We start from the raw sequence: 20,964 nt of genomic DNA, 5'->3' as shown, positions 1-20,964 counted from the left end.
TGATAAATATCCAGGCCGGGTCTGTGAATCATGCGTGATCAGCCAGGGGACACATCACTGCCCGGCCCTGGGTAGCGCGCCAGACATCGCGCCAGGGTATCGGGGGCAATGGGCTTGGTCAGACATTCGTTCATTCCAGCAGCAAAGCAATCCCGGGCAGCGTCATAGCGGCTCATCGCCGTCAGCCCAAGAATGGGTACCGGCGCCAGCCGTTGTGCCCTTTCCTGTTCGCGAATCCGCCGGGTCATGGCGAAGCCATCCATCACCGGCATGGTGCAGTCGGTAATCACCAGACCAATCTCCTGACGTCGCTGCTGCCACAGCGTCAGCCCCTCCTGGCCGTTGCTGGCGATCAACACTTCACGCCGTAAATCGTTTAGCTGCTGGCGCAACAGCCAGCGGGCGGGCGGATAATCTTCGACAATCAATACGCAGGCGCCATCGGAAGCAGGCTGCGGCTGAGCGACCCGGGCCGGGTGCAGGCTAAGATGCAGGCAGACCGTAGTGCCTTTCCCGACGGTGCTTTCAAGAGTCAGATCGCCGTCGGCACTCCGGGCCATACGGCGGCAGACCGCCAGGCTGAACCCGGTTTGCGCCTGGAGATGCGCCTGCGCTTCGGTACCGTTCAGCACCCGCTCCGGTGCGGCGATGCCCTCACCGCTATCGCCCACCTCAATCACCAGCGGCAGGCGCCCGTCTTCCAGACGCTGCCCCTGGTAAACCGCCACAGTGATATCGCCCCGCCCGGTATGGCGAATGGCATTACGCAACAGGCTGGAGACAATACGAATCAGCAGCAGCGGGTCGCATTCGAATAGCGGCGACGGTAGCGCGTTATCCACCCGAATCTGGCGCCCCTTCTCTTCCGCCTGCTGCTGGTAGAGCGCCACGATACTGTGCAGCAGAGAGGGCATATCCACTGTCCGCATACTACTTTGGTCGTCGCGTGCCTCGGCGCGAAAAATATCGAACACATCCTCGACCCTTGAGAGTAGCGCACAGGCTGACTCCCATGCTGTCTGGATATTGCCGTTACCCCCGCCCCGGCGACGCAGCGCCGCCAGCTCCAGTTCCAGCAGCCCGATCACGGCATTAAGCGGCGTACGCACTTCATGGCCCATGCTCTTCATAAAAGCGTTATGGGCTCGCAGGGTCTGTTCGTTTTCCGATTTCGCTGCTTCCAGTTGCGCCATCAGGGTCTGGGTGGTTTGCAGGCGTTCGGCGAACGCCCGCACCCGGTGGCGTAACTGTTTAATCCACAAGGCAAACAGAGCCACCAGCAGAACAATGCCCGCCAGAGTCGCGAACACCGCTTCTGAAGAGGGCAGCGGCAGTATCGGCGACGGGGCCGCCGCAGGGGCTTCGCGCCAGGCACCCGCCAGCGTTAGCAGGCGCTGGGGGGAAATCTGCTGCAGCGCCTTATCCATTATCGACCGGGCTTCGGCTTCCCCCTGGGGAAAGGCGAAACCGACATTTAGCGGCTTAACAGGCAGCGACAGCGCCTGGTAAAGCCCCCCTTCGCCCTCCCGCTGCAGGTAGTAACGGGCGGTAAACTGCGAGGCGATGGCGCCGCGCACCTGGCGGGCGCGCAACTGCTCCATGGCAACACTCAGGCTGGGTACCGGCACCAGTTGTAACAGCGGGTACCAGGTCTCCAGCCACGGCAACAGCGGATTATGCTGCTCAATGGCGATCTTTTCGCCGTCCAGATCGTGTAGCGACAGCGGTTTTTCATAGTCACGCGCCATCATCAGCACTGCCGGGGTAATCAGCCAGGGCGCACCGGTTCGCAGCGTCGCCTGAGCCGCTTCGCCTTCGCCGGGCACGCTCAGGGCATGGCTGAGCATCGCCTGGGGATAACGCCTTTTAAGCTGCTCCAGCGCCTCGTCATCGCTGGCGATTTGGTACTGCAATACCATCCCGAACTGGTCGTTCAGTAGCTCCAGCAGCCGGACGGCCAGCCCGTCCGGCTGCCCCTGGGGATTGATAAAACTGAACGGCGCGCGGCGCGCATCGAGGATCACCGTTATCGGCTGGTGCTGCTGCAACCAGCGGCGCTCCGCCGCGGTCAGACTCAGGCGCCGGGCTGTCTGCTCTTCGTCGCTGTCCACGCCCCAGCCGTGAATAATGCGCAGGCGGCTGACCAGCGACAGCCGCCGCAATACCTCATCAATCGCGGTCAGCAAATGCGGCGCGTCGCGATTAACGCCAAAGCTGAAATTGATGGCGCCCAGATCCCGTTCCGGAATCAACCAGACGTTATCCGCCTGACCGTCGCGGGTCAGGTAGCGAGCGGTAATATGATTAAGCGCCACGGCCTGCGCCTGCCCCGATGACACCGACTGAATAGCGTGATAGTAATCCTGAAACGCCCGGGGCGAAGGTCCGTCAGGATCAGGGTTCGGATCCTGACCCCGCATTAGCGCAAACAACCCCATATCGATATCCCGCAGCCGAACGTGGGCGGCGGAGGCGCTGACGATCACGGCGCTGTCCTGTAGCCACGCCGCCGAGGCCGCGACCCGCCCATCGCTTTCCAGCTCCGGTCGCCAGACTGCCAGCATGGCGATATCGCCGCGATTCAGGGCCGCGATGGCCTGCTCCCGGGTGGCGAAATAGCGCAAATTAAAATGCAGGTTAAGCGCGGATTCAATCACCGCCAGATAATCAGCATCAATACCCGCCAGTTGGCCCCGCTCCATCCACAGGGTGACCGGCGGTTGTGAAGGCCCCCATATCCCGACATTAATACGAGAATGGTTTTGTAACCAGCGACTGACCGGGGGCGACAGAAACAGCGCGGGCGGATTCACCACCATACGCGGCGCCAGCTGTAGCGGCAGACCCGCTGCCCGTGCCGTCGCGCCTGAGAGCAGCAGCACCCACAGTGCAAGCAGCGTAATACTTATTGCACTACCGCGTTTCATTTCACCTTCCCCGATCAGCCGTCTGGTCATTAAGCGGCGAAATAAACAGGCCAGCAGCAGCGCCATTCCGGCGTGATATCACCATCAGAATCCCTCCGGTTTTAAACGGGATATTTCCCTGCAGCGGCTAAATGGTGGACGGGTGAACTGCCTGCTGTCTGTACAGCTCACCCGCGATAAGACACGATTAATCGGTGGGCTCAGTCGGTATCAAAAAGCCTCACAGCATCCGTTTTACAACGTCACGCTGACCGCCGAGCATATATTTAATGACGGCGGCCACATGCCCCAGCAGAATTGCGCCGAGCAGAATGCAACTGTAGCGATGTACCTGAAAGAAAAACGCATTAATTTCACTGACATTTATCGGCTGGGAAATATGAAGCAGTCCAAACAGATGATAATCTTTCTCCAGCATCAAAAAACCGCTAACCAGCACCACCAGAATGGTCAGGTAAAATATCTCATGGATAAATACCACCAGTTGTTTTTTGCGTGGAGAGAAACTTGCCGGATAAGGAACCGACGGACGGAAGAAACGCCAGGTAAAGCGCACCAGCATAATTGGCGTCGCTATGGTACCGAGAGACATATTAAAAACCGAAAAAATATTAAACCAGCGGGTTCCTTCCAGCGCATGCAGAATATATCCCATACACATTGCGTAAATAATGATGCCTGCCACCAGCCAGTGTAAAACACGTGAAAACAAATCGTAGCGTATCGCCGCCGTAGAATAAGTTTGCATTCTCTTTAACTCTGTAAACATGAAAATCTAAAGAATGTGGCCTCTTGCGGAGCCACAGGGGAATCAGGAGCCCGGTATTCGCCTGACGTGAATGTCGACAGGCTTCATCGTCCTCACCCCGGGGAGGAATGGTGATATTCACCGGCAGCGCAAAATAGTTCATGGTCCAGCGCTACCGGTGCCAGGTCGTACACGCTCATCTCAACACCACTGATCGCAGTATCGCTAAAAGTGTTCCAACTGCTTTCCCCCTGTGCGCCCACCAGCTCCGCCAGGGTAAAACGTAGACCGGATTCCGGCACGATTTCCTGCTGAACCCCTGTCGCGAATAGCCCAGGCTCAGCGCTCAACAGCAGCTCATCGATAAGCGGCGAAGCGATATCGTTCAGGCCGGACACCGCAAACGGGGTGTTCGGGCTATGGCCGTCGTCCTGCTGCGTCGTAACGGCATCATCTATCGACTGTCCATGGAAAGTTCGCGATTCGTCGTGCAAGGCATCTTCCCCCGGTTCAGGATCGCTGTTCGATCGGGTCATGCCTTCGTATTCGGTCTTATCGTCGCCTGCTGCGGTTGGCTCCTGCTGCTCATCCGGGATGTTTCCGTTCAACATTTCAACCTGAAACGACATCAGATCACTGGTGAGTTCAGCCATATCCTGACCGGGATCCTGAACGATGATTTGTGGCTTACCTTCGGCCCCGGTATTACCATCGGAGGATTGGGTAGTGTCATCGTTTTGCCAGTGGTTTATCGGTTCGGCGACGCTCGGGGTGGATAGCGAAATTCCGGTAATGATACTGGCCGGTGCATCAGGCCATTCGTCGCTGGCGGTAGCCGGCATCGTCGCGTCACTGGTATCGGATAGCGCTTCATAACCCCAAATCAGCGGCTCCTCATTCACCAGGTAAACCAACTCGTGGCTGACATCAGTACCGGTATAGATTGCCCGTGAGTGGCTGTTAGCGCCCGCCATACGGCTGGCACGCTCTTCTTCATCAATGAATTCGCCGTCACGGCTTAGCCATTCATGCCCCCCCCAGGCGGCGGTGAATGGCCGGGACTCCTGGTGAGTCGAATCCTCGAACCCATAGTATTGCATTTAAAGATGCTCCTAATCAGATAAAGTCTGCACACCGGCAACCGGCCATGCCCGCAAATTCTGAACCAACATTAAGGAAAGGAAGCCAGGCCGGGTCTTGTTTTCAGGACCAGAACGCAAAAAAAGCCCCCATCAATACGGGGGCTTTGCATAAAGAGAGGAAATGCGTGCGACGAATTACTGCTGCTGAATCTGAATTCCCTGTTGAATCAGCAGCTCTACATCGTGATTATCGCTCTGGTAAACGTTATAGACGGTACCGTTAACGTTCACTTCACCCAATGAGTTCCAGTTTTCGATGCCCCTGTCGCCATTAATAGATTCAAGATTAACGGTATCTTCCTTATCACCATTAATCATCATCTGCTTACTGCCATCCTGGAAATAGAGATCCTCTTTCCCCAGGGTCAGCACATCGTTAATACTGATATTCAGGGTATTGGCCCCATGCCCTTCCAGCGAGACGCTATTCACGTCCTGCACCTGGTCAGCCACTTTGGACAGATCCAGGACTGCTTCATCCTGGTTTAACAGCAGTTTGTGGCCAGTTTGGGTGAAGGCTTCGTCATCCTGCGAGTTAATTCCAAGTCCACCACTAATCACATTACCTGATGTTGGACCTTTCTGATTAATCGTCGGGTTATCAATCCAGAAGTCGTTGCCATATTCTTTTTCCTGTCCATTAAAAATGGACAATTTGGCTGGCCCATCGTTTTGAGCAACAAATGTCACAGTAATAGTCTTAGGGGTCGTTTCAGAAATAATTTCGGCATTCAGCAAAATTTTCCCATCGAGCATTATTCCAAGTGCAGAGTCATTAATGCCAGGGCTATTACTCCATGCGTCAAAAGAGAATGTATAAGTTTGCCCTTTTACAAGATTAATTTCTTTATAAAGGACATCATCAGCATATTGACCATCATGATATAACGTATTGGCAAAGAACGCCCCACTTTGAAAGGCATTTCCCATACCTGCCTGACTATAAGCATCTGATATCGTCCAGCCAGGATTGCTGGAGTCGTCAAAATCCCAGACGGTAGTATCAGAGCTATATGCCACCACTTTGGAATCCGCACTGGTATTACCGTATTTATCGGTAACTTTAGCAATAAACTGATAGTCACCATCGGCTATAGTCGCAGGCGGCGTCCAGCTCCAGCTACCATCCGGATTAATCGTGGCATTGCCCAGTGAGGTGGTACCGTCAAAAATCTCAACGTTATCACCCGGCTGCAGGCTGCCAGGAGCACCAGACAGGGTCGGATCGTTATTGTCCAGCGTTACCACCGGCGTTGAAGGCGGCGTGCTGTTATAACCAAGATCGACCGGCGGCGTGGTTCCGCTCTGATTACCCGCGCTGTCTTCAAATCCCACATTAACATTGATATCGCCCGTAGACGGCATCGTGACCGGCACCTGCCACTGCCCTTTATCATCCACCACGCCACGCCCAAGCTCATTGCCACTGGCATCGCGAATAATAACGATATCTCCCTCTTCCCCGCTACCGCTGAAACTAACCGGATTGGCATTGGTATAGCCGCCGGCGCTCAGATCTTTGCCGTTAGCATCCTCAATCATCACGTTGGTGGGGTCAGCCGGCGGTGTGACATCGTAGCCAATCACCACCGGCGAAGTGGCAGGACCGGCGGTATTCATCGGGTCTTCATAACCCACGCTCAGATCGTAGTCTCGTTCATCCGATAAGGTGACCGGTACACGCCACTCGCCGTTATCGCCGACCACGCCACGACCAATCTCATTGGCTCCATCATAGATGATTACCGCATCTCCAGGGCGCCCACCAGAGCCGCTAACAGTCACGGGGTTGCTATTAGTATCATCACCCGGATTCAGCTCTTTGCCGTTACCATCAACTATCGAGATATCGTCCGCATTTGGCGCCAGCGGCGGATTTTCATAAAAACCCACATCATAGGCCGGTGAACGATCGCTTTCATTGCCTGCCGGATCGGTAAAACCCACGCTCAGATCGTGTCTGCCATCGGTATCAAGATCTACCGGAATATGCCAGGTTCCATCATCACCGACAATCACGCTCCCCACCGGCTTATCGCCGTCATAGACAATGACGGTAGCGCCCGGCTCAGCATTCTCACCACGGAAATCAATCGGGTTAGTTTTGGTGTTACCACCCGCAGAAAGGTCCTGACCAGTACCGTCGGTCACGGTCATATCCGCCGGATTCGGCGCAGCAGGCGGAGTAGTATCATAGCCAATCCCCACCCCTGGAGTACGAGCGCTCTGGTTACCGGCGGGATCGGTTACTCCCACGCTCAGATCGTGTTCCTGACCGTCTTCCGGCAGGGTAACAGGAATATGCCAACTACCGTCTTCACCGACAATCACGCTGCCGACAGGCGTATCACCATCATAGACAATCACGGTATCGCCCGGGGTGGCGTTCTCGCCACGGAAGTCGATAGGGTTGGCTTTGCTGCTGCCCCCGTTAGAGAGATCCTTACCGTCGCCATCGACGATAGTCATATCATCCGGGTTCGGGGTGGTCGGCGGTGTGCCATCGTAACCAATCCCCACTCCCGGGGTACGGCCGCTCTCATTGCCCGCCGGATCTTTAATACCTACGCTCAGATCGTGTTCCTGACCGTCTTCCGGCAGGGTCACCGGGATATGCCAGCGGCCATCTTCGCCGACAATCACGCTGCCAATGGGCTTATCGCCATCGTAAACAATCACGGTATCGCCCGGGGTGGCGTTCTCACCGCGAAAGTCGATCGGGTTGGCTTTGCTGCTGCCCCCGTTAGAGAGATCCTTACCGTCGCCATCGACGATAGTCATATCATCCGGGTTCGGGGTGGCCGGCGGGGTGGAGTCATAACCGACACTAACCGGATCGGTCCGGGGGCCTTCCTGACCGCCCGGGCCCTTATAGCCCACGCTCAAATCGTGATCCTGGCCGTCCTCCGGCAGGGTGACCGGAATGGTCCACTTACCGTCTTCACCGATAATCGCCTCAGCAATCGGCTTATCGCCATCATAAACAATGGCGGTATCCCCGGGGCGACCGGTACCGCTGAATACCAGCGGCGAGGTATTAAAATCGCCGCCCTGACTCATATCCTTACCGTTACCGTCACGAATGCTCAGATCGCCCGGCTGCGGCGGCGTATTGTCGTGGTGGTCGGAACCCTTATCGTTACTGTTTTTAACCGCCACCGCCACGCCGGTAATAGCCGCCACCGCCGCCAGCGCGCCAGCAGCCAGCATTCCGGCAGACATTCCCGCCAGCAGACCGCCAGCGGCGCCTAAGCCTACCAGGCCAGTGGTGGCGGTATTGCTCAGCAGCAGGGTGGCGCTGGCGCCATCTTCCAGCATAGAGAAGGCTTCGCCGTCCCCGGCCGCCGCATAGGTGTGGTAGGTGCCGTCTTCGGCCATTCCGGCCAGTTCACCCTGCTGGGTGTAGAAATCTTCAATAATCAGATCCGGCTGCTCTGCGCCTTCCTGAGTGAATACCTGCAGATCGTCACCGACGCGCTTCACTGTAATATGTTCGGGGGCCGCGCCATCCTTTCCCTGGGTAATTAAATATTTCTGATCTTTAGCTGCTTTAATATATATCGCCTGGCCCTGAGCCGGTAATTCGCTGCTGCTAATTATTTCATTACCGTTAACGACCATAATATTGAGTGGTGTGCTGTTCATAATTCGCTTCCTGAATCATTAAAGGTGAGGCAAGTCGTTTTGCCAGTATGCGTAAACGAGTATGTCGATATTTGCAGAAAAAAAAGCCAGGCCGCGTCCTGGATAAAATGCGTAAGCATTCCCCTACAACTCGCTAAGCAGTCGATGATTCAGAAATGTCTCGCCGTTTTTTACCATCCCCCCCGAAATAAAAAATCGCCAGGCTGAGAGCGCTTATTGATTTATTGCGTAGCGCCATCTTGATGGTCCGCGAATAGCCGTTTTGCATCCGGTCTGACGCCCCTTCGTTTAACAGAGACGCCCTGAATGAACGCCACTCTATCGACAGACAGTGAACAGGATGCGCAGCAGCCGCCCGTCGACGCGCGCACCCGCATTGACGATACCCTGCTACAGAGCGCGGCCTGGCTGTGCCGCCACTACGGCGCCGGTCGTACCCAGGAGGCGCTGGTGGCGGGGCTGCCAAAAGATGTGCTGCTCTCCCCTTCTCTTGCGCTAAGCGCGCTGGAAAATGCCGGTTTTAGCGCCGGGCTGGTCGAACGCCAGTTATGGGAGCTGCCGCTGCAGGTGACCCCGTTGATTCTGGTACGTAACGGCTCCGGCGGCTGCATTCTGCTGGACAGGGTCCGTAAAGAAGGCGCTGAAGGCAGAAGCGACTGGTGCTATCAGTTGATTATGCCGGAAGTGGGACCGGAGCCGGTGGAGCTCAGCCAGCAGGAGATCAACACCTGGTACAGCGGCTACGCCATTATGGCCAAGCCAGAAGCGAAGGTGGATCGCCGGGTGGTGGAAGGTCTGCCGGAAAACCAGAAGCACTGGCTGTTCAGCACCCTGTGGCGCTATCGCCGCTACTATCGCAGCGCGGCGGTAGCCTCGGTACTGATTAACGTGCTGGCACTGGCCAGTATCTTCTTCACCATGAACGTTTATGACAGGGTCATTCCTAACCAGGCCTTTACCACTCTATGGTCGCTGGCTATCGGCGTTACCGTGGCGATGCTGTTTGAAGCCAGCACCCGCTTTATCCGCGCCCATCTGCTGGATAGCGCCGGGAAAAAGGCCGATCTGATCGTCGGCAGTATTCTGTTCCGCCAGGCGCTGTCGGTGCGTATGGAGCATAAGCCTGCATCATCCGGCACCTTTGCCAACCAACTGCGCGAATTCGAATCGGTGCGCGAGTTCGTCTCTTCCGCCACCCTGGCGGCGCTGGCCGACCTGCCGTTTGTACTGCTGTTTGTCGCCGTTATCTTTACCATCGGCGGAGCCCTTGGCTGGGTGCCCCTGCTGCTGCTGCCCGCCATTCTGCTGGTCAGCGTGGCGATTCAGTGGCCGCTGGCCAAAATCATGAAGGCCAACCTGCAGGAAGCCTCGCTTAAGCAGGGGGTGCTGATTGAATCCGTCGAAGGTATGGAGACGCTGAAAGCGGTGAACGGTCATGCCTGGATGCAGCGCCGCTGGCAGAACTTTAGCGCCATGCAGGCCGACAGTTCCTCGAAATCCAAACGCTATTCGACCCTGGCTACCAGCACCGTCACCTTTTTGCAGCAGTTTCAGACCGTGATGCTGATTGTGATCGGCGTTTATCTGATCGATGCCGGCGATCTCACCATGGGAGCGCTGATCGGTACTGTCATGCTGGCCAGCCGCGCCACCGCTCCGCTGGGCCAGGTGATTGGCCTGGCGACCCGTTACCAGGCGGCTAAAGCGGCGCTGACCTCGCTGAACACGCTGATGGCGATGCCCACCGACCGCGACGACGAGCAGGCCTATATCGCCGAGCCGGAACTGGAGGGCAATATCAGCCTGAAAAAGGTGGGTTTCAGCTATCCGGCGCCGCCGATGCGCCCTAATCCTAAGGTGCTGGATAACGTCAACCTGGAGATTCATGCCGGTGAGCGGGTCGCGATTCTCGGCGCCATCGGCAGCGGAAAATCGACCCTGCTGCGCATTATGGCGCGGCTCTATTCCCCCACCGACGGGCAACTGTTCGCCGCCGGTCTGGACGTGAACCAGATAGACCCCGCCGACTGGCGTCACGCCGTGGGCTTCGTCAGCCAGGACGCGCGCCTGTTCTACGGCTCGCTGCGTGAAAACATCATGCTGGGGATGCCGGACGCCTGCGCCGGTGAATTTATGCGGGTACTGCAACTGACCGGACTCGACCAGATTGCCGCGCGTCATCCCCAGGGGATCCACCTGCAGGTGGGCGAGCACGGCGGCAACCTTTCTGGTGGTCAGCGTCAACTGGTGGCGCTGGCCCGCACCCTGCTGACCCGCCCTAAGCTGCTGCTGCTCGACGAACCCACCAGCGCCATGGATGCCCAGACCGAACAGCAGTTCCTGCGTCATCTGCAGATTGCCACCCGCCAGCAAACCCTGGTGGTGGTCACCCACCGCCCCTCACTGCTGGCGCTGGTGGATCGCATTATCGTTATCGACAGCGGAAAGGTAGCGATGGACGGCCCCAAAGAGCAGGTGCTGGCGCGCCTGCGGGGTGAGAAAACGCCCCGCCCGGCGGCGACAGCCCCTGCGGCAAACGGCGCTGTCGAACAGAAATCGCCTACCGAGGAGACAGCATAATGGCGAAATTCGCATTGCGTCGTAAACCCGCCCTGAGCGCCGTCGACGCCGCGTTTATGAACGATATTCAGGCCTCGCTGCTTAGCCAGAAAACGCCGGGTTCGCATCTGGTGATGCTGCTGTTTATTGCCGTGGCCGTCTGCTTTGTCACCTGGGCGCACTTCGCCCGGGTAGAGGAGATTACCAAAGGCGAAGCCAAAATCGTCTCCCGCAGCCACGAACAGGTGATCCAGAGCCTGGAGGGCGGCATCCTGGCTGCCATGGAGGTGAAAGAGGGTCAGCAGGTGAAAAAGGGCGAGATTCTGCTGAAGATCGACCCCACCCGCGCCCAGGCCAGCTACCGGGAGATCCTGAATAAAGTGCTGGGCCTGAAGGGCACCATTTCGCGTCTGCGCGCCGAAGCCTACGACCTGCCGCTGACCTTTGACCCGCAGGTGCACAAGGACAGCGCCATTATCGAACAGGAGACCCGCGCTTATCAGGCGCGTAAAAAGGCGCTGCAGGATTCGGTAGAAGCGCTGCAGCGCAGCTATCAACTGTCGATACGCGAGATTCGCCTGGCCGAGCCGCTGGCTGCCCGGGGCCTGCTTTCCGAAGTGGAGCTGCTGCGTATGCGCCGACAGGCCAACGAACTGCAGTCGCAGATTGTCGAACGCCGCAACCGCTACCAGGCCGATGCCAACGCCGAGCTGAATAAGCTGGAACTGGAGCTGGCCCAGACCACGGAAAATCTGGTCGGTAAGGCCGACGTGGTGGATCGCACCACCATTGTGGCACCGGTTAACGGCACGGTGAAAAACATCCGGGTCAATACCATCGGCGGGGTTATCCAGCCGGGGGAGCGGATTCTGGAGATTATTCCCTCCGAAGATCAGCTACTGGTAGAGACCAAAATCCGCCCCTCCGATGTGGCCTTTCTGCGCCCTGGGCTACCGGCCACGGTCAAGATTACCGCCTATGACTACGGCATTTACGGCGGCCTGAAGGGCAACGTGGAGATGATAAGCCCCGACACCCTGAAGGATGAAACCAAAGCCGCCTCCGGACGGCCGGACGACACCTACTACCGGGTGATGGTGCTGACCGAAAACAGCACCCTTAACGTCGGCAATAAACAACTGCCGATTATTCCGGGAATGGTTGCCACCGTGGAGATCCGTACCGGTGAAAAAACGATTCTCGATTATCTGCTGAAGCCGGTATTTAAAGCCCGCGAAGCCTTCCGTGAGCGTTAATTGCCGGAGATAACCCAATGAACCCGTTACTGTTTATATTTCCGTTGTTGGCAGGGCTTGCCCTGAGCCTGTCGGCAAAAGCTTCGACCTCAACAGACAGCGTGAGTGAAAGCGAATTACGCACCCTGTTTAGCCGGGCTACCCATACCGCCATTCAGCGCAGCCCCCAGGTGCGGGGCGCGCAATTCTCTGCCGAAGCCGCGCGCGAGGATGTCAACAACGCCAAAGGCGCCCGCCTGCCCCAGGTAGACGTCACGACCGACTCCCGTAGCTGGCAGTTTGGCGACGGAGACCGAAACGCCAGCCGGGATAATGTTCCCGCCTTTGGCGTCACGGTCTCCACCACCCTGTATGACTTTGGCCAGACCCGCCATACCATCGACAGCCGCGAGCATTCCGTTAACGCCGCGGATCACCAACTGGCGGCGCAATATGAAGATCTGGCCTGGCAGGTGAGCAGCGAGATGATCGAACTGACCAAGCAGCGGCTGATTATCGAGATGAGCCAGCAGTACGTGGCGCGGATGCAGGAGCTGGTGACCATGCTGAGCGGCATTGTCGAACAGGATCCCGGCCGACGCAGCGAACTGACTCAGGCCCGGGGCCGCTTTCTGCAGGCCCAGTCGGCGCTGGATAACGCCACCGCGCGCCTGCGCGACAGCGAAATTAAGCTGCAGCGCCTGACCGGCGGCGTCAAAGTCGCCCTGCCCCCTGCCCGCCGCTGGCAACTGAAGCCCGGGGAGCTCACCCGCCTGCTGCAGCAGCTACATGCGCACCCGACGCTGGCCCAGGCCCGCTCCCGGGCGCAGGCGGCGCTGGCCGAAGCAGAGGCCCTGAAATCCTCCAACCTGCCGAAGGTGAACTGGGTAATCAGCAAGAGCACGGCGAAAGACTACTACGGCCGTCGGGAAGCCTGGCAGACTGGCGTTAACGTCAGTTGGGGCGTGTTCCGCGGCGGTTCATCCCAGGCCGCGGAGCGTGCCGCAGTGCAGCGCGCCTGGGCCCAGAGCGAAGAGGCGGAAAATCAACTGGACGATCTGCAACAGCGGGTAAAAACCGCCGACCAGGACGCCCACTCAATGCTGCAGCGCGCCGGGCTCTACCATAGCCTGACCTTCGAGTCGGACCGCATCCGTAAAGATTTCTTCGATCAGTGGTACCACCTGGGGAAACGCACGCTGCTGGATGTGCTGAGCGCCGAGTCGGACTACTACAACAACCGGGTGGCCGAAGTGACCAACCGCTATGACGGCTACAGCGCCATTTTACGCGGCTACGCGGGCGCAGGGGAGTTAACCCACTGGCTTAACCCCTCTTCCTGACAACCTGGTACCTGTTTCTGATAATGAGGCCCGATATGACGCTGTTATCCAATAAAAAAATCACCGTTGCGTTACTCGACGACCACCCGATGATCCGCCACGCCTTTGAAATGGCGGCCGCTAAAGAGCGCGATATCGATCTGACCGGCAGCTTCGGCCACAGCCGGGAGCTGCTGAACTGGCTACAGAAAAATCACGCCGATGTGCTGGTGCTCGACTACATCCTCGGCAGCGATGAAATGGATGGGCTGTCGCTTATCAAACATATTCTGGCCCGCCACCCAAAACTGAAAATCCTGCTCTCTTCTTCAATGGAGAGCCTGGCGGTGATTCGCGCCGCCTTTATTTCGGGCATCCGCGGCTATATGAGCAAGCGCGAAGAGACTCAAAGCTACTTTAAGGCGGTTCGCATGATCGCCAGCGGTCAGCGCTTTATTCCGGCCACTATCGCTATGGAGCTGACCCGGCTGCCGGTACAGAAACGCCACGGCGATGTGCTGAGCCTCAATCCGGGCGCCAATAGCGGCAATGAAGGCAGCGATTTTGCTCAACTGACCAAACTGCTGAGCCCGCGGGAAGCTGAAGTGATTCGCTGCTTCCTGGACGGTATGCAGATTATAGATATCGCCGCCAAGCTGAAGCGCAGCCGTAAAACCATTAGCGGCCATAAGCAGGCGGGTATGAAAAAGCTGGGTATCGCCTCCGACCTGGAACTCTTCAAGTACCGTAGCGACCTGTTTAAATAAGCCTTCAAGGAAAGCATCATGAAAAAATATTCCCTGTTACTGGGCCTGGCGATCGCCACCGGTTCTCTGAACACGGCGCTTGCCGCGGAAGATTGCGCGACCCGACGCGTCGCACTGGAGCGGGAACTCCACATCGCCGAACAGTACAACCATCACCGCAAAGCTGCCGGACTGCGCCAGGCATTAGCCGAAGTGAAAGCCCACTGCACGCCCGAAAGCGTGACGGCGGAAAACCGCGCTGAGATCCGCAAACTGAAACGTAAAGTCGAAGATAAACAGCGCGCTCTTCGTGAAACTGAAGAGGACCTTGCTGAAGCCCGGCATAAAGGCGACGGCGAGAAAATCGTGAAATATCGCCGCAAGCTGGCGGAAAAGCGCGGTGAGCTGCGCGAGGCGCAGATGCGATTAGGGGAGGCGCGTGGGGATCGGGGTTGGTGGGAGTGACGATAAGCAACTTGTAAATACTGCGTAGAAAAAACGGGAGCCCTCAGGCTCCCGCTTTTATCAACCAGCAATGCTGATTACATATTCGCGATAATCGCGTCACCAAACTCTGAACATTTCAGCAGTTTAGCGCCTTCCATCAGACGTTCGAAATCGTAGGTCACGGTCTTGTTGGCGATAGCGCCTTCCATGCCTTTAACGATCAGGTCTGCAGCTTCGAACCACTGCATGTGGCGCAACATCATCTCAGCGGAGAGGATAACGGAGCCCGGGTTTACTTTGTCCTGGCCCGCATACTTCGGCGCGGTGCCGTGGGTGGCTTCGAACAGCGCGCACTCATCGCCGATGTTGGCGCCAGGCGCGATACCGATACCACCAACCTGAGCTGCCAGGGCGTCGGAGATGTAGTCGCCGTTCAGGTTCATACAGGCGATAACATCATACTCGGCCGGGCGCAGCAGGATCTGCTGCAGGAAGGCGTCGGCAATCACATCTTTAACCACGATCTCTTTGCCGTTGTTCGGATTTTTGATCTTCATCCACGGGCCGCCATCGATCAGCTCGCCGCCGAACTCTTCTTTCGCCAACTGGTAGCCCCAGTCTTTGAAAGCGCCTTCGGTGAACTTCATGATGTTGCCTTTGTGCACCAGGGTCACGGATTCGCGATCGTTGGTGATGGCATATTCGATGGCCGCGCGTACCAGACGCTTGGTGCCCTCTTCGGAGCAGGGCTTAACGCCGATACCGCAGTGTTCCGGGAAGCGGATGTTCTTCACGCCCATCTCTTCACGCAGGAATTTGATCACTTTGTCTGCGTCTGCGCTGTCGGCTTTCCATTCGATACCGGCATAGATGTCTTCAGAGTTTTCACGGAAGATAACCATATCGGTCAGCTCAGGGTGTTTCACCGGGCTCGGGGTGCCCTGGTAGTAGCGAACCGGACGCAGACAGATGTAGAGATCCAGCTTCTGACGCAGCGCCACGTTCAGGGAACGGATACCGCCACCAACCGGGGTAGTCAGAGGGCCTTTGATCGCAACGCGGTAGTCGCGAATCAGATCCAGGGTTTCATCCGGCAGCCAGGTATCTTTACCGTAGATCTGGGTGGATTTTTCACCGGTGTAGATTTCCATCCAGGAAATTTTCCGCTCGCCCTTGTAGGCTTTTTCCACGGCGGCATTCACCACTTTCAGCATGGCAGGCGTGACGTCAACGCCAATGCCATCCCCTTCGATGTAAGGGATAATCGGATTGTTCGGCACGTTCAGTTTGCCGTTATCAAGGGTGATTTTTTGGCCTTCCGCCGGAACAACTACTTTGCTTTCCATTCACCTCTCCTTCGAGCGCTTCTGTTGTTACTGATTTTTGTTAATGATTTGTGATCGATGTGTCAATACTACCTGAATGTCGGGCACCATGAAAGGCTGCCGTGATTCCGCTATAATGCGGCAATCGCCAACGCCTGAAAATACTATGCACAAAACTTCTGTTAGAAATCACGAAACTAAACGATTCAGCCATAAAAATAGCGCACGGGACAGTAAAAGAGCGCGTGGACCACGGCGGGTCATTTTGTTTAACAAACCCTTCGATGTGCTGCCGCAGTTTACCGACGAAGCGGGGCGCGCCACCCTGAAGGACTATATTCCGGTGGCCGATATCTACGCCGCCGGGCGTCTGGACAGAGATAGCGAAGGCCTGCTGGTGTTAACCAACGATGGCGCCCTGCAGGCCCGGCTGACCCAGCCTGGCAAGCGTACCGGCAAGGTCTACTATGTTCAGGTGGAAGGCGAGCCGGACGAGGCGGCCATGGCCGCGCTGCGCCACGGCGTGACGCTAAAGGATGGCCCCACCCTGCCCGCCGGGGTGGAGCAGGTAGAAGAGCCCGCCTGGCTGTGGCCGCGTACCCCGCCGGTACGCGAACGCAAGAGCATCCCTACCGCCTGGCTGCGCATCACCCTGTACGAAGGGCGCAATCGCCAGGTCAGAAGAATGACCGCCCATGTCGGCCACCCTACCCTGCGCCTGATCCGCTACGCCATGGGCGACTGGAGCCTGGATAATCTGGCCAGCGGCGAATGGCGCGAACTGCCACGCGAGGAGCCAAAATGAAACTCACGTTAGCGCTACTGTTGATGAGCTGCGCCCTGGGCGCTCAGGCCGCCAGCTTTGACTGCGCGAAAGCCAGCGCCGCGGATGAAAAAGCCATCTGCGCCAGCCGCGAGCTGAACGATAAAGATGTCACCATGGCGACCCAGTACCGTCTGCTGAAAGGGCTGTTCGCCATGGGCGGCCAGGGCGCCATGCAGGGTCAACAGCAGGCATGGCTGAAATCGCGCCAGGCCTGCGGCGGCGATGTCGCCTGCCTCAATCAGCGTTACGACCAACGTCTGAAGCAGCTGGACGCCACCTGGCAGCGCATCGACAAGCCGCTGTAAACCAGAGGAGTGAGGATGTTTAAACCCCATGTTACCGTCGCCTGCGTGGTGCAGGCTCAGGGCCAGTTTCTGGTGGTGGAGGAGACGATTAACGGCAAAGCGCTGTGGAATCAGCCCGCCGGGCATCTGGAAGCCAATGAAACGCTGCTTCAGGCGGCCAGCCGCGAGCTGTGGGAAGAGACCGGCATTCGCTCCGGGCCCCAGAGCCTGCTGCGCATGCATCAGTGGATAGCCCCCGATAATACGCCGTTTCTGCGTTTTCTGTTCGCCATCGATCTGCCGACTCCCCTGGCCACCGAGCCCCACGACAGCGATATCGACTGCTGCCACTGGCTGGAGCCTGAGGCGATTCTTAACGCCGGGAATCTGCGCTCTCCGCTGGTGGCGGAAAGCGTGCGCTGCTACCAGCAGGGCGAGCGTTATCCGCTGTCGGTGCTGACCGCCTTTCACTGGCCTTTCACGGGGGGTGCCTGAGGCCGCGACGCGTGCTAGAATACGCCGCCTTTGAAGTTCAATGCGTGAGTGTTTCCATGTCTGCCAGTAATAAAAAAGTGATCGTCGGCATGTCCGGCGGCGTTGACTCCTCCGTTTCTGCCTGGCTGCTCCAGCAGCAGGGTTATCAGGTGGAAGGGTTATTTATGAAGAACTGGGAAGAGGACGACGGCGAAGATTATTGCACCGCCGCTTCCGACCTGGCGGACGCCCAGGCCGTGTGCGACAAACTCGGCATTGAGCTGCATACCATTAATTTCGCTGCCGAATACTGGGATAACGTGTTCGAACACTTCCTGGCCGAATATCAGGCCGGGCGTACCCCCAATCCCGATATTCTGTGCAATAAAGAGATCAAATTTAAGGCCTTCCTGGAGTTCGCCGCCGAAGATCTGGGCGCCGACTATATCGCCACCGGTCACTACGTGCGCCGCCAGGACGTGGACGGTAAGAGCCGCCTGCTGCGCGGTCTGGACGGCAACAAAGACCAGAGCTACTTCCTGTATACCCTCAGCCACCAGCAGGTCGCTAAAAGCCTGTTTCCGGTAGGCGAGCTGGAAAAACCGGAAGTCAGACGCATCGCCGAACAGCTGGAGCTGGTGACCGCGAAGAAGAAAGATTCCACCGGTATCTGCTTTATTGGCGAGCGCAAGTTCCGCGACTTCCTGGGGCGTTATCTGCCGGCCCAGCCGGGGAAAATCGTCTCGGTCGATGGCGAAACTCTGGGCAAGCATCAGGGGCTGATGTACCACACCCTGGGCCAGCGTAAAGGTCTGGGCATTGGCGGTACCAAAGAGGGTAACGAAGATCCCTGGTACGTGGTGGATAAAGACGTCGCCAACAATATTCTGGTGGTGGCTCAGGGCCACGAACATCCGCGTCTGATGTCGGTGGGGCTGGTTGCCCGCCAGCTACATTGGGTGAATCGCGAACCGCTACGCGCCTCGCTGCGCTGCACGGTGAAAACCCGCTATCGCCAGGAGGATATCCCCTGCACCATCACGCCGGTGGATGATGACTGCATCGAAGTGCGCTTCGATGAACCGGTAGCCGCAGTTACCCCGGGCCAGTCAGCGGTCTTTTACCTGGGCGAGGTCTGCCTCGGCGGTGGCGTTATTGAGCAGCGTATGCCGCTCTGATTCAGCGACAGCACAAAGGAGTTTGCGTGGCGAAAAATTATTATGACATCACGCTGGCGCTGGCTGGCATCTGCCAGTCCGCCCGACTGGTACAGCAACTGGCGCATCAGGGCCACTGCGACTCAGACGCGCTGCGCGTCATGCTGAGCAGCGTTATCGATCTGAATCCCGGCTCTACCCTCGCGGTTTACGGCGGTAGCGAGTCCGGGCTGAAGATGGGGCTGGAAACCCTGCTGGGGGTGCTGAATGCCAGCCAGCGACAGGGGCTGAACGCCGAACTGACGCGTTATACCCTGAGCCTGATGGTGCTGGAACGCAAGCTCCACAATAATCGCCAGGCCATGAATACCCTGGGCGAGCGAATTAACGGCCTGCAGCGCCAGCTCGACCATTTCGACCTGGAGTCAGAGACGCTGATGAACGCTATGGCGGGCATCTACGTCGACGTGATCAGCCCGCTGGGCCCGCGTATCCAGGTGACCGGCTCGCCGGCCGTGCTGCAAAGCCCCCAGGTGCAGGCCAAAGTCCGTGCCGCCCTGCTGGCCGGTATTCGCTCCGCAGTGCTCTGGCACCAGGTGGGCGGCGGTCGCCTGCAGCTTATGTTTTCCCGTAATCGCCTGTGTACGCAGGCCAGACAACTTCTTGCACACTGTTAATCTCTCAGGAGTAACCGATGGAATTATCCTCACTGACGGCCGTTTCCCCTATCGATGGACGCTACGGCGATAAAGTCAGTCCGCTGCGCGCCATCTTCAGCGAATATGGCCTGCTGAAGTTCCGCGTTCAGGTCGAAGTCCGCTGGCTGCAGCAACTGGCCGCGCACCCGGGCATCCAGGAGGTTCCTGCCTTTGACAGCAGCGCAAACGATTTCCTTGATGCCATAGTCGCGAACTTCAATGAAGAGGACGCCGCGTGCATCAAGACCATTGAGCGCACCACCAACCACGATGTGAAGGCGGTAGAGTATTTCCTGAAAGAGAAAGTGGCACAGGTTCCTGCGCTGCACGCGGTGTCTGAATTTATCCACTTCGCCTGCACCTCTGAGGATATCAATAACCTCTCTCACGCCCTGATGCTGCAGACCGCCCGTCAGGAAGTACTGCTGCCCTGGTGGCGTAAGACTATCGATGCCGTTAAGAGTCTTGCCAACCAGTACCGCGATATCCCCCTGCTCTCCCGCACCCACGGCCAGCCCGCCACGCCGTCCACCATGGGTAAAGAGATGGCCAACGTGGCTTACCGCATGGAGCGTCAGTACCGCCAGCTGGAGCAGGTTGAGATTCTGGGCAAAATCAACGGCGCCGTGGGCAACTATAACGCCCACCTGGCGGCCTACCCGGAAGTGGACTGGCACGCCTTTAGCGAAGCCTTTGTGACCTCGCTGGGGATTCAGTGGAACCCCTACACCACCCAGATCGAGCCCCACGACTATATCGCCGAACTGTTTGACTGCGTGGCGCGCTTTAATACCATCCTGATCGACTTCGATCGCGATGTCTGGGGTTATATCGCCCTTAACCACTTCAAACAGAAGACCATCGCCGGTGAAATCGGCTCTTCCACCATGCCCCATAAGGTCAACCCCATCGACTTCGAAAACTCCGAAGGCAACCTGGGGCTGGCGAACGCCGTCTTCCAGCATCTGGCCAGCAAGCTGCCGGTCTCCCGCTGGCAGCGCGATCTGACCGACTCCACGGTACTGCGTAACCTGGGCGTGGGAGTGGGTTATGCGCTGATCGCTTATCAGTCCACCCTGAAAGGGGTCAGCAAGCTGGAGGTCAACCGCGATCGCCTGCTGGACGAACTGGATCACAACTGGGAAGTGCTGGCCGAGCCGATCCAGACCGTGATGCGCCGCTACGGTATCGAAAAACCCTACGAAAAGCTGAAAGAGCTGACCCGCGGCAAGCGGGTGGATGCCGAAGGGATGAAGCAGTTTATTGATGGTCTGGCGCTGCCGGAGCACGAGAAAACCCGCCTTAAGGCCATGACCCCGGCCAACTACCTGGGTCGCGCTACCCAGATGGTCGATGACCTGAACCAGGTTTGAATTAGCGCCGCCTGCGGGCGGCGCTATCGCACTCCACTTTCACTCCGCCCTGGGGC

16 protein-coding genes are annotated in these 20,964 nt (G+C 57.9%); 11 read left to right on the top strand and 5 right to left on the bottom strand.

Features of this window, described 5'->3' with window-relative positions; genetic code table 11:
• Window positions 1–38 precede the first annotated feature (38 nt).
• The 4 genes from FEM41_RS15780 to FEM41_RS15765 form a co-directional block, all read right to left on the bottom strand.
• Complete coding sequence (locus FEM41_RS15780) at window positions 39–2,927, bottom strand: response regulator (protein ID WP_168198808.1); 2,889 nt, start codon at window positions 2,925–2,927, stop codon at window positions 39–41.
• Between the two features lie 220 nt (window positions 2,928–3,147).
• The gene (locus tag FEM41_RS15775; protein ID WP_138097144.1) at window positions 3,148–3,675 is read right to left on the bottom strand and encodes a cytochrome b; all 528 of its coding nucleotides are present in this window, start codon (window positions 3,673–3,675) and stop codon (window positions 3,148–3,150) included.
• Between the two features lie 113 nt (window positions 3,676–3,788).
• Window positions 3,789–4,775: a hypothetical protein gene (locus tag FEM41_RS15770; protein ID WP_138097142.1), complete on the bottom strand. Its 987-nt coding sequence runs from the start codon at window positions 4,773–4,775 to the stop codon at window positions 3,789–3,791.
• Between the two features lie 177 nt (window positions 4,776–4,952).
• The gene (locus tag FEM41_RS15765; RefSeq protein ID WP_138097140.1) at window positions 4,953–8,462 is read right to left on the bottom strand and encodes an Ig-like domain-containing protein; all 3,510 of its coding nucleotides are present in this window, start codon (window positions 8,460–8,462) and stop codon (window positions 4,953–4,955) included.
• 306 nt (window positions 8,463–8,768) lie between these two features.
• Between FEM41_RS15765 and FEM41_RS15760 the strand changes: the two genes are divergently transcribed.
• The 5 genes from FEM41_RS15760 to FEM41_RS15740 are packed head-to-tail and all read left to right on the top strand — an operon-like array spanning window position 8,769 to window position 14,789.
• On the top strand, window positions 8,769–11,042 hold the full coding sequence (locus FEM41_RS15760; protein ID WP_138097138.1) for a type I secretion system permease/ATPase: 2,274 nt from the start codon (window positions 8,769–8,771) through the stop codon (window positions 11,040–11,042).
• On the top strand, window positions 11,042–12,277 hold the full coding sequence (locus FEM41_RS15755; protein ID WP_138097135.1) for an HlyD family type I secretion periplasmic adaptor subunit: 1,236 nt from the start codon (window positions 11,042–11,044) through the stop codon (window positions 12,275–12,277). The genes FEM41_RS15760 and FEM41_RS15755 overlap by 1 nt, the downstream gene beginning before the upstream one ends.
• 17 nt (window positions 12,278–12,294) lie before the next feature.
• Entirely contained in the window at window positions 12,295–13,599 is a 1,305-nt protein-coding gene (locus FEM41_RS15750) for a TolC family protein (RefSeq protein ID WP_138097133.1), read from the top strand.
• A 35-nt stretch (window positions 13,600–13,634) separates the two neighbouring features.
• Complete coding sequence (locus FEM41_RS15745; RefSeq protein WP_138097131.1) at window positions 13,635–14,345, top strand: response regulator; 711 nt, start codon at window positions 13,635–13,637, stop codon at window positions 14,343–14,345.
• 18 nt (window positions 14,346–14,363) lie between these two features.
• Window positions 14,364–14,789, top strand: coding sequence for a DUF1090 domain-containing protein (locus FEM41_RS15740; RefSeq protein ID WP_138097129.1), 426 nt, complete (start codon window positions 14,364–14,366; stop codon window positions 14,787–14,789).
• Between the two features lie 77 nt (window positions 14,790–14,866).
• Here FEM41_RS15740 and icd read toward each other — a convergent pair whose 3' ends face one another.
• Window positions 14,867–16,117 carry an NADP-dependent isocitrate dehydrogenase gene (gene icd, locus FEM41_RS15735; RefSeq protein WP_138097127.1) on the bottom strand — a complete coding sequence of 417 codons (1,251 nt, stop codon included), beginning with the start codon at window positions 16,115–16,117 and terminating at the stop codon, window positions 14,867–14,869.
• Window positions 16,118–16,232: 115 nt separating this feature from the next.
• Between icd and rluE the strand changes: the two genes are divergently transcribed.
• Genes rluE through purB form a run of 6 tightly spaced genes read left to right on the top strand, consistent with a single transcriptional unit; the run spans window position 16,233 to window position 20,908 of the window.
• Complete coding sequence (gene rluE / locus FEM41_RS15730) at window positions 16,233–16,901, top strand: 23S rRNA pseudouridine(2457) synthase RluE (protein ID WP_138097125.1); 669 nt, start codon at window positions 16,233–16,235, stop codon at window positions 16,899–16,901.
• Complete coding sequence (locus FEM41_RS15725; RefSeq protein ID WP_138097123.1) at window positions 16,898–17,227, top strand: lysozyme inhibitor LprI family protein; 330 nt, start codon at window positions 16,898–16,900, stop codon at window positions 17,225–17,227. Before rluE ends, FEM41_RS15725 begins: the two co-directional genes overlap by 4 nt.
• Window positions 17,228–17,242: 15 nt before the next feature.
• Window positions 17,243–17,701, top strand: coding sequence for an NUDIX hydrolase (locus FEM41_RS15720; RefSeq protein WP_138097121.1), 459 nt, complete (start codon window positions 17,243–17,245; stop codon window positions 17,699–17,701).
• Between the two features lie 56 nt (window positions 17,702–17,757).
• Window positions 17,758–18,858 carry a tRNA 2-thiouridine(34) synthase MnmA gene (gene mnmA / locus FEM41_RS15715; RefSeq protein ID WP_138097119.1) on the top strand — a complete coding sequence of 367 codons (1,101 nt, stop codon included), beginning with the start codon at window positions 17,758–17,760 and terminating at the stop codon, window positions 18,856–18,858.
• Window positions 18,859–18,884: 26 nt separating this feature from the next.
• Window positions 18,885–19,514: a high frequency lysogenization protein HflD gene (hflD, locus tag FEM41_RS15710; protein WP_138097117.1), complete on the top strand. Its 630-nt coding sequence runs from the start codon at window positions 18,885–18,887 to the stop codon at window positions 19,512–19,514.
• A 17-nt stretch (window positions 19,515–19,531) separates the two neighbouring features.
• A complete protein-coding gene (gene purB / locus FEM41_RS15705) occupies window positions 19,532–20,908 on the top strand; it encodes an adenylosuccinate lyase (RefSeq protein ID WP_138097115.1) in 1,377 nt (458 codons plus the stop codon).
• Window positions 20,909–20,964: the final 56 nt, after the last annotated feature.

Origin of the sequence: Jejubacter calystegiae (assembly GCF_005671395.1) — a bacterium.
Classification (GTDB): Bacteria; Pseudomonadota; Gammaproteobacteria; order Enterobacterales; family Enterobacteriaceae; genus Jejubacter; species Jejubacter calystegiae.
The sequence above is the reverse complement of the archived record's forward strand: the minus strand, read 5'-3'. Positions and strand labels throughout refer to the sequence as shown.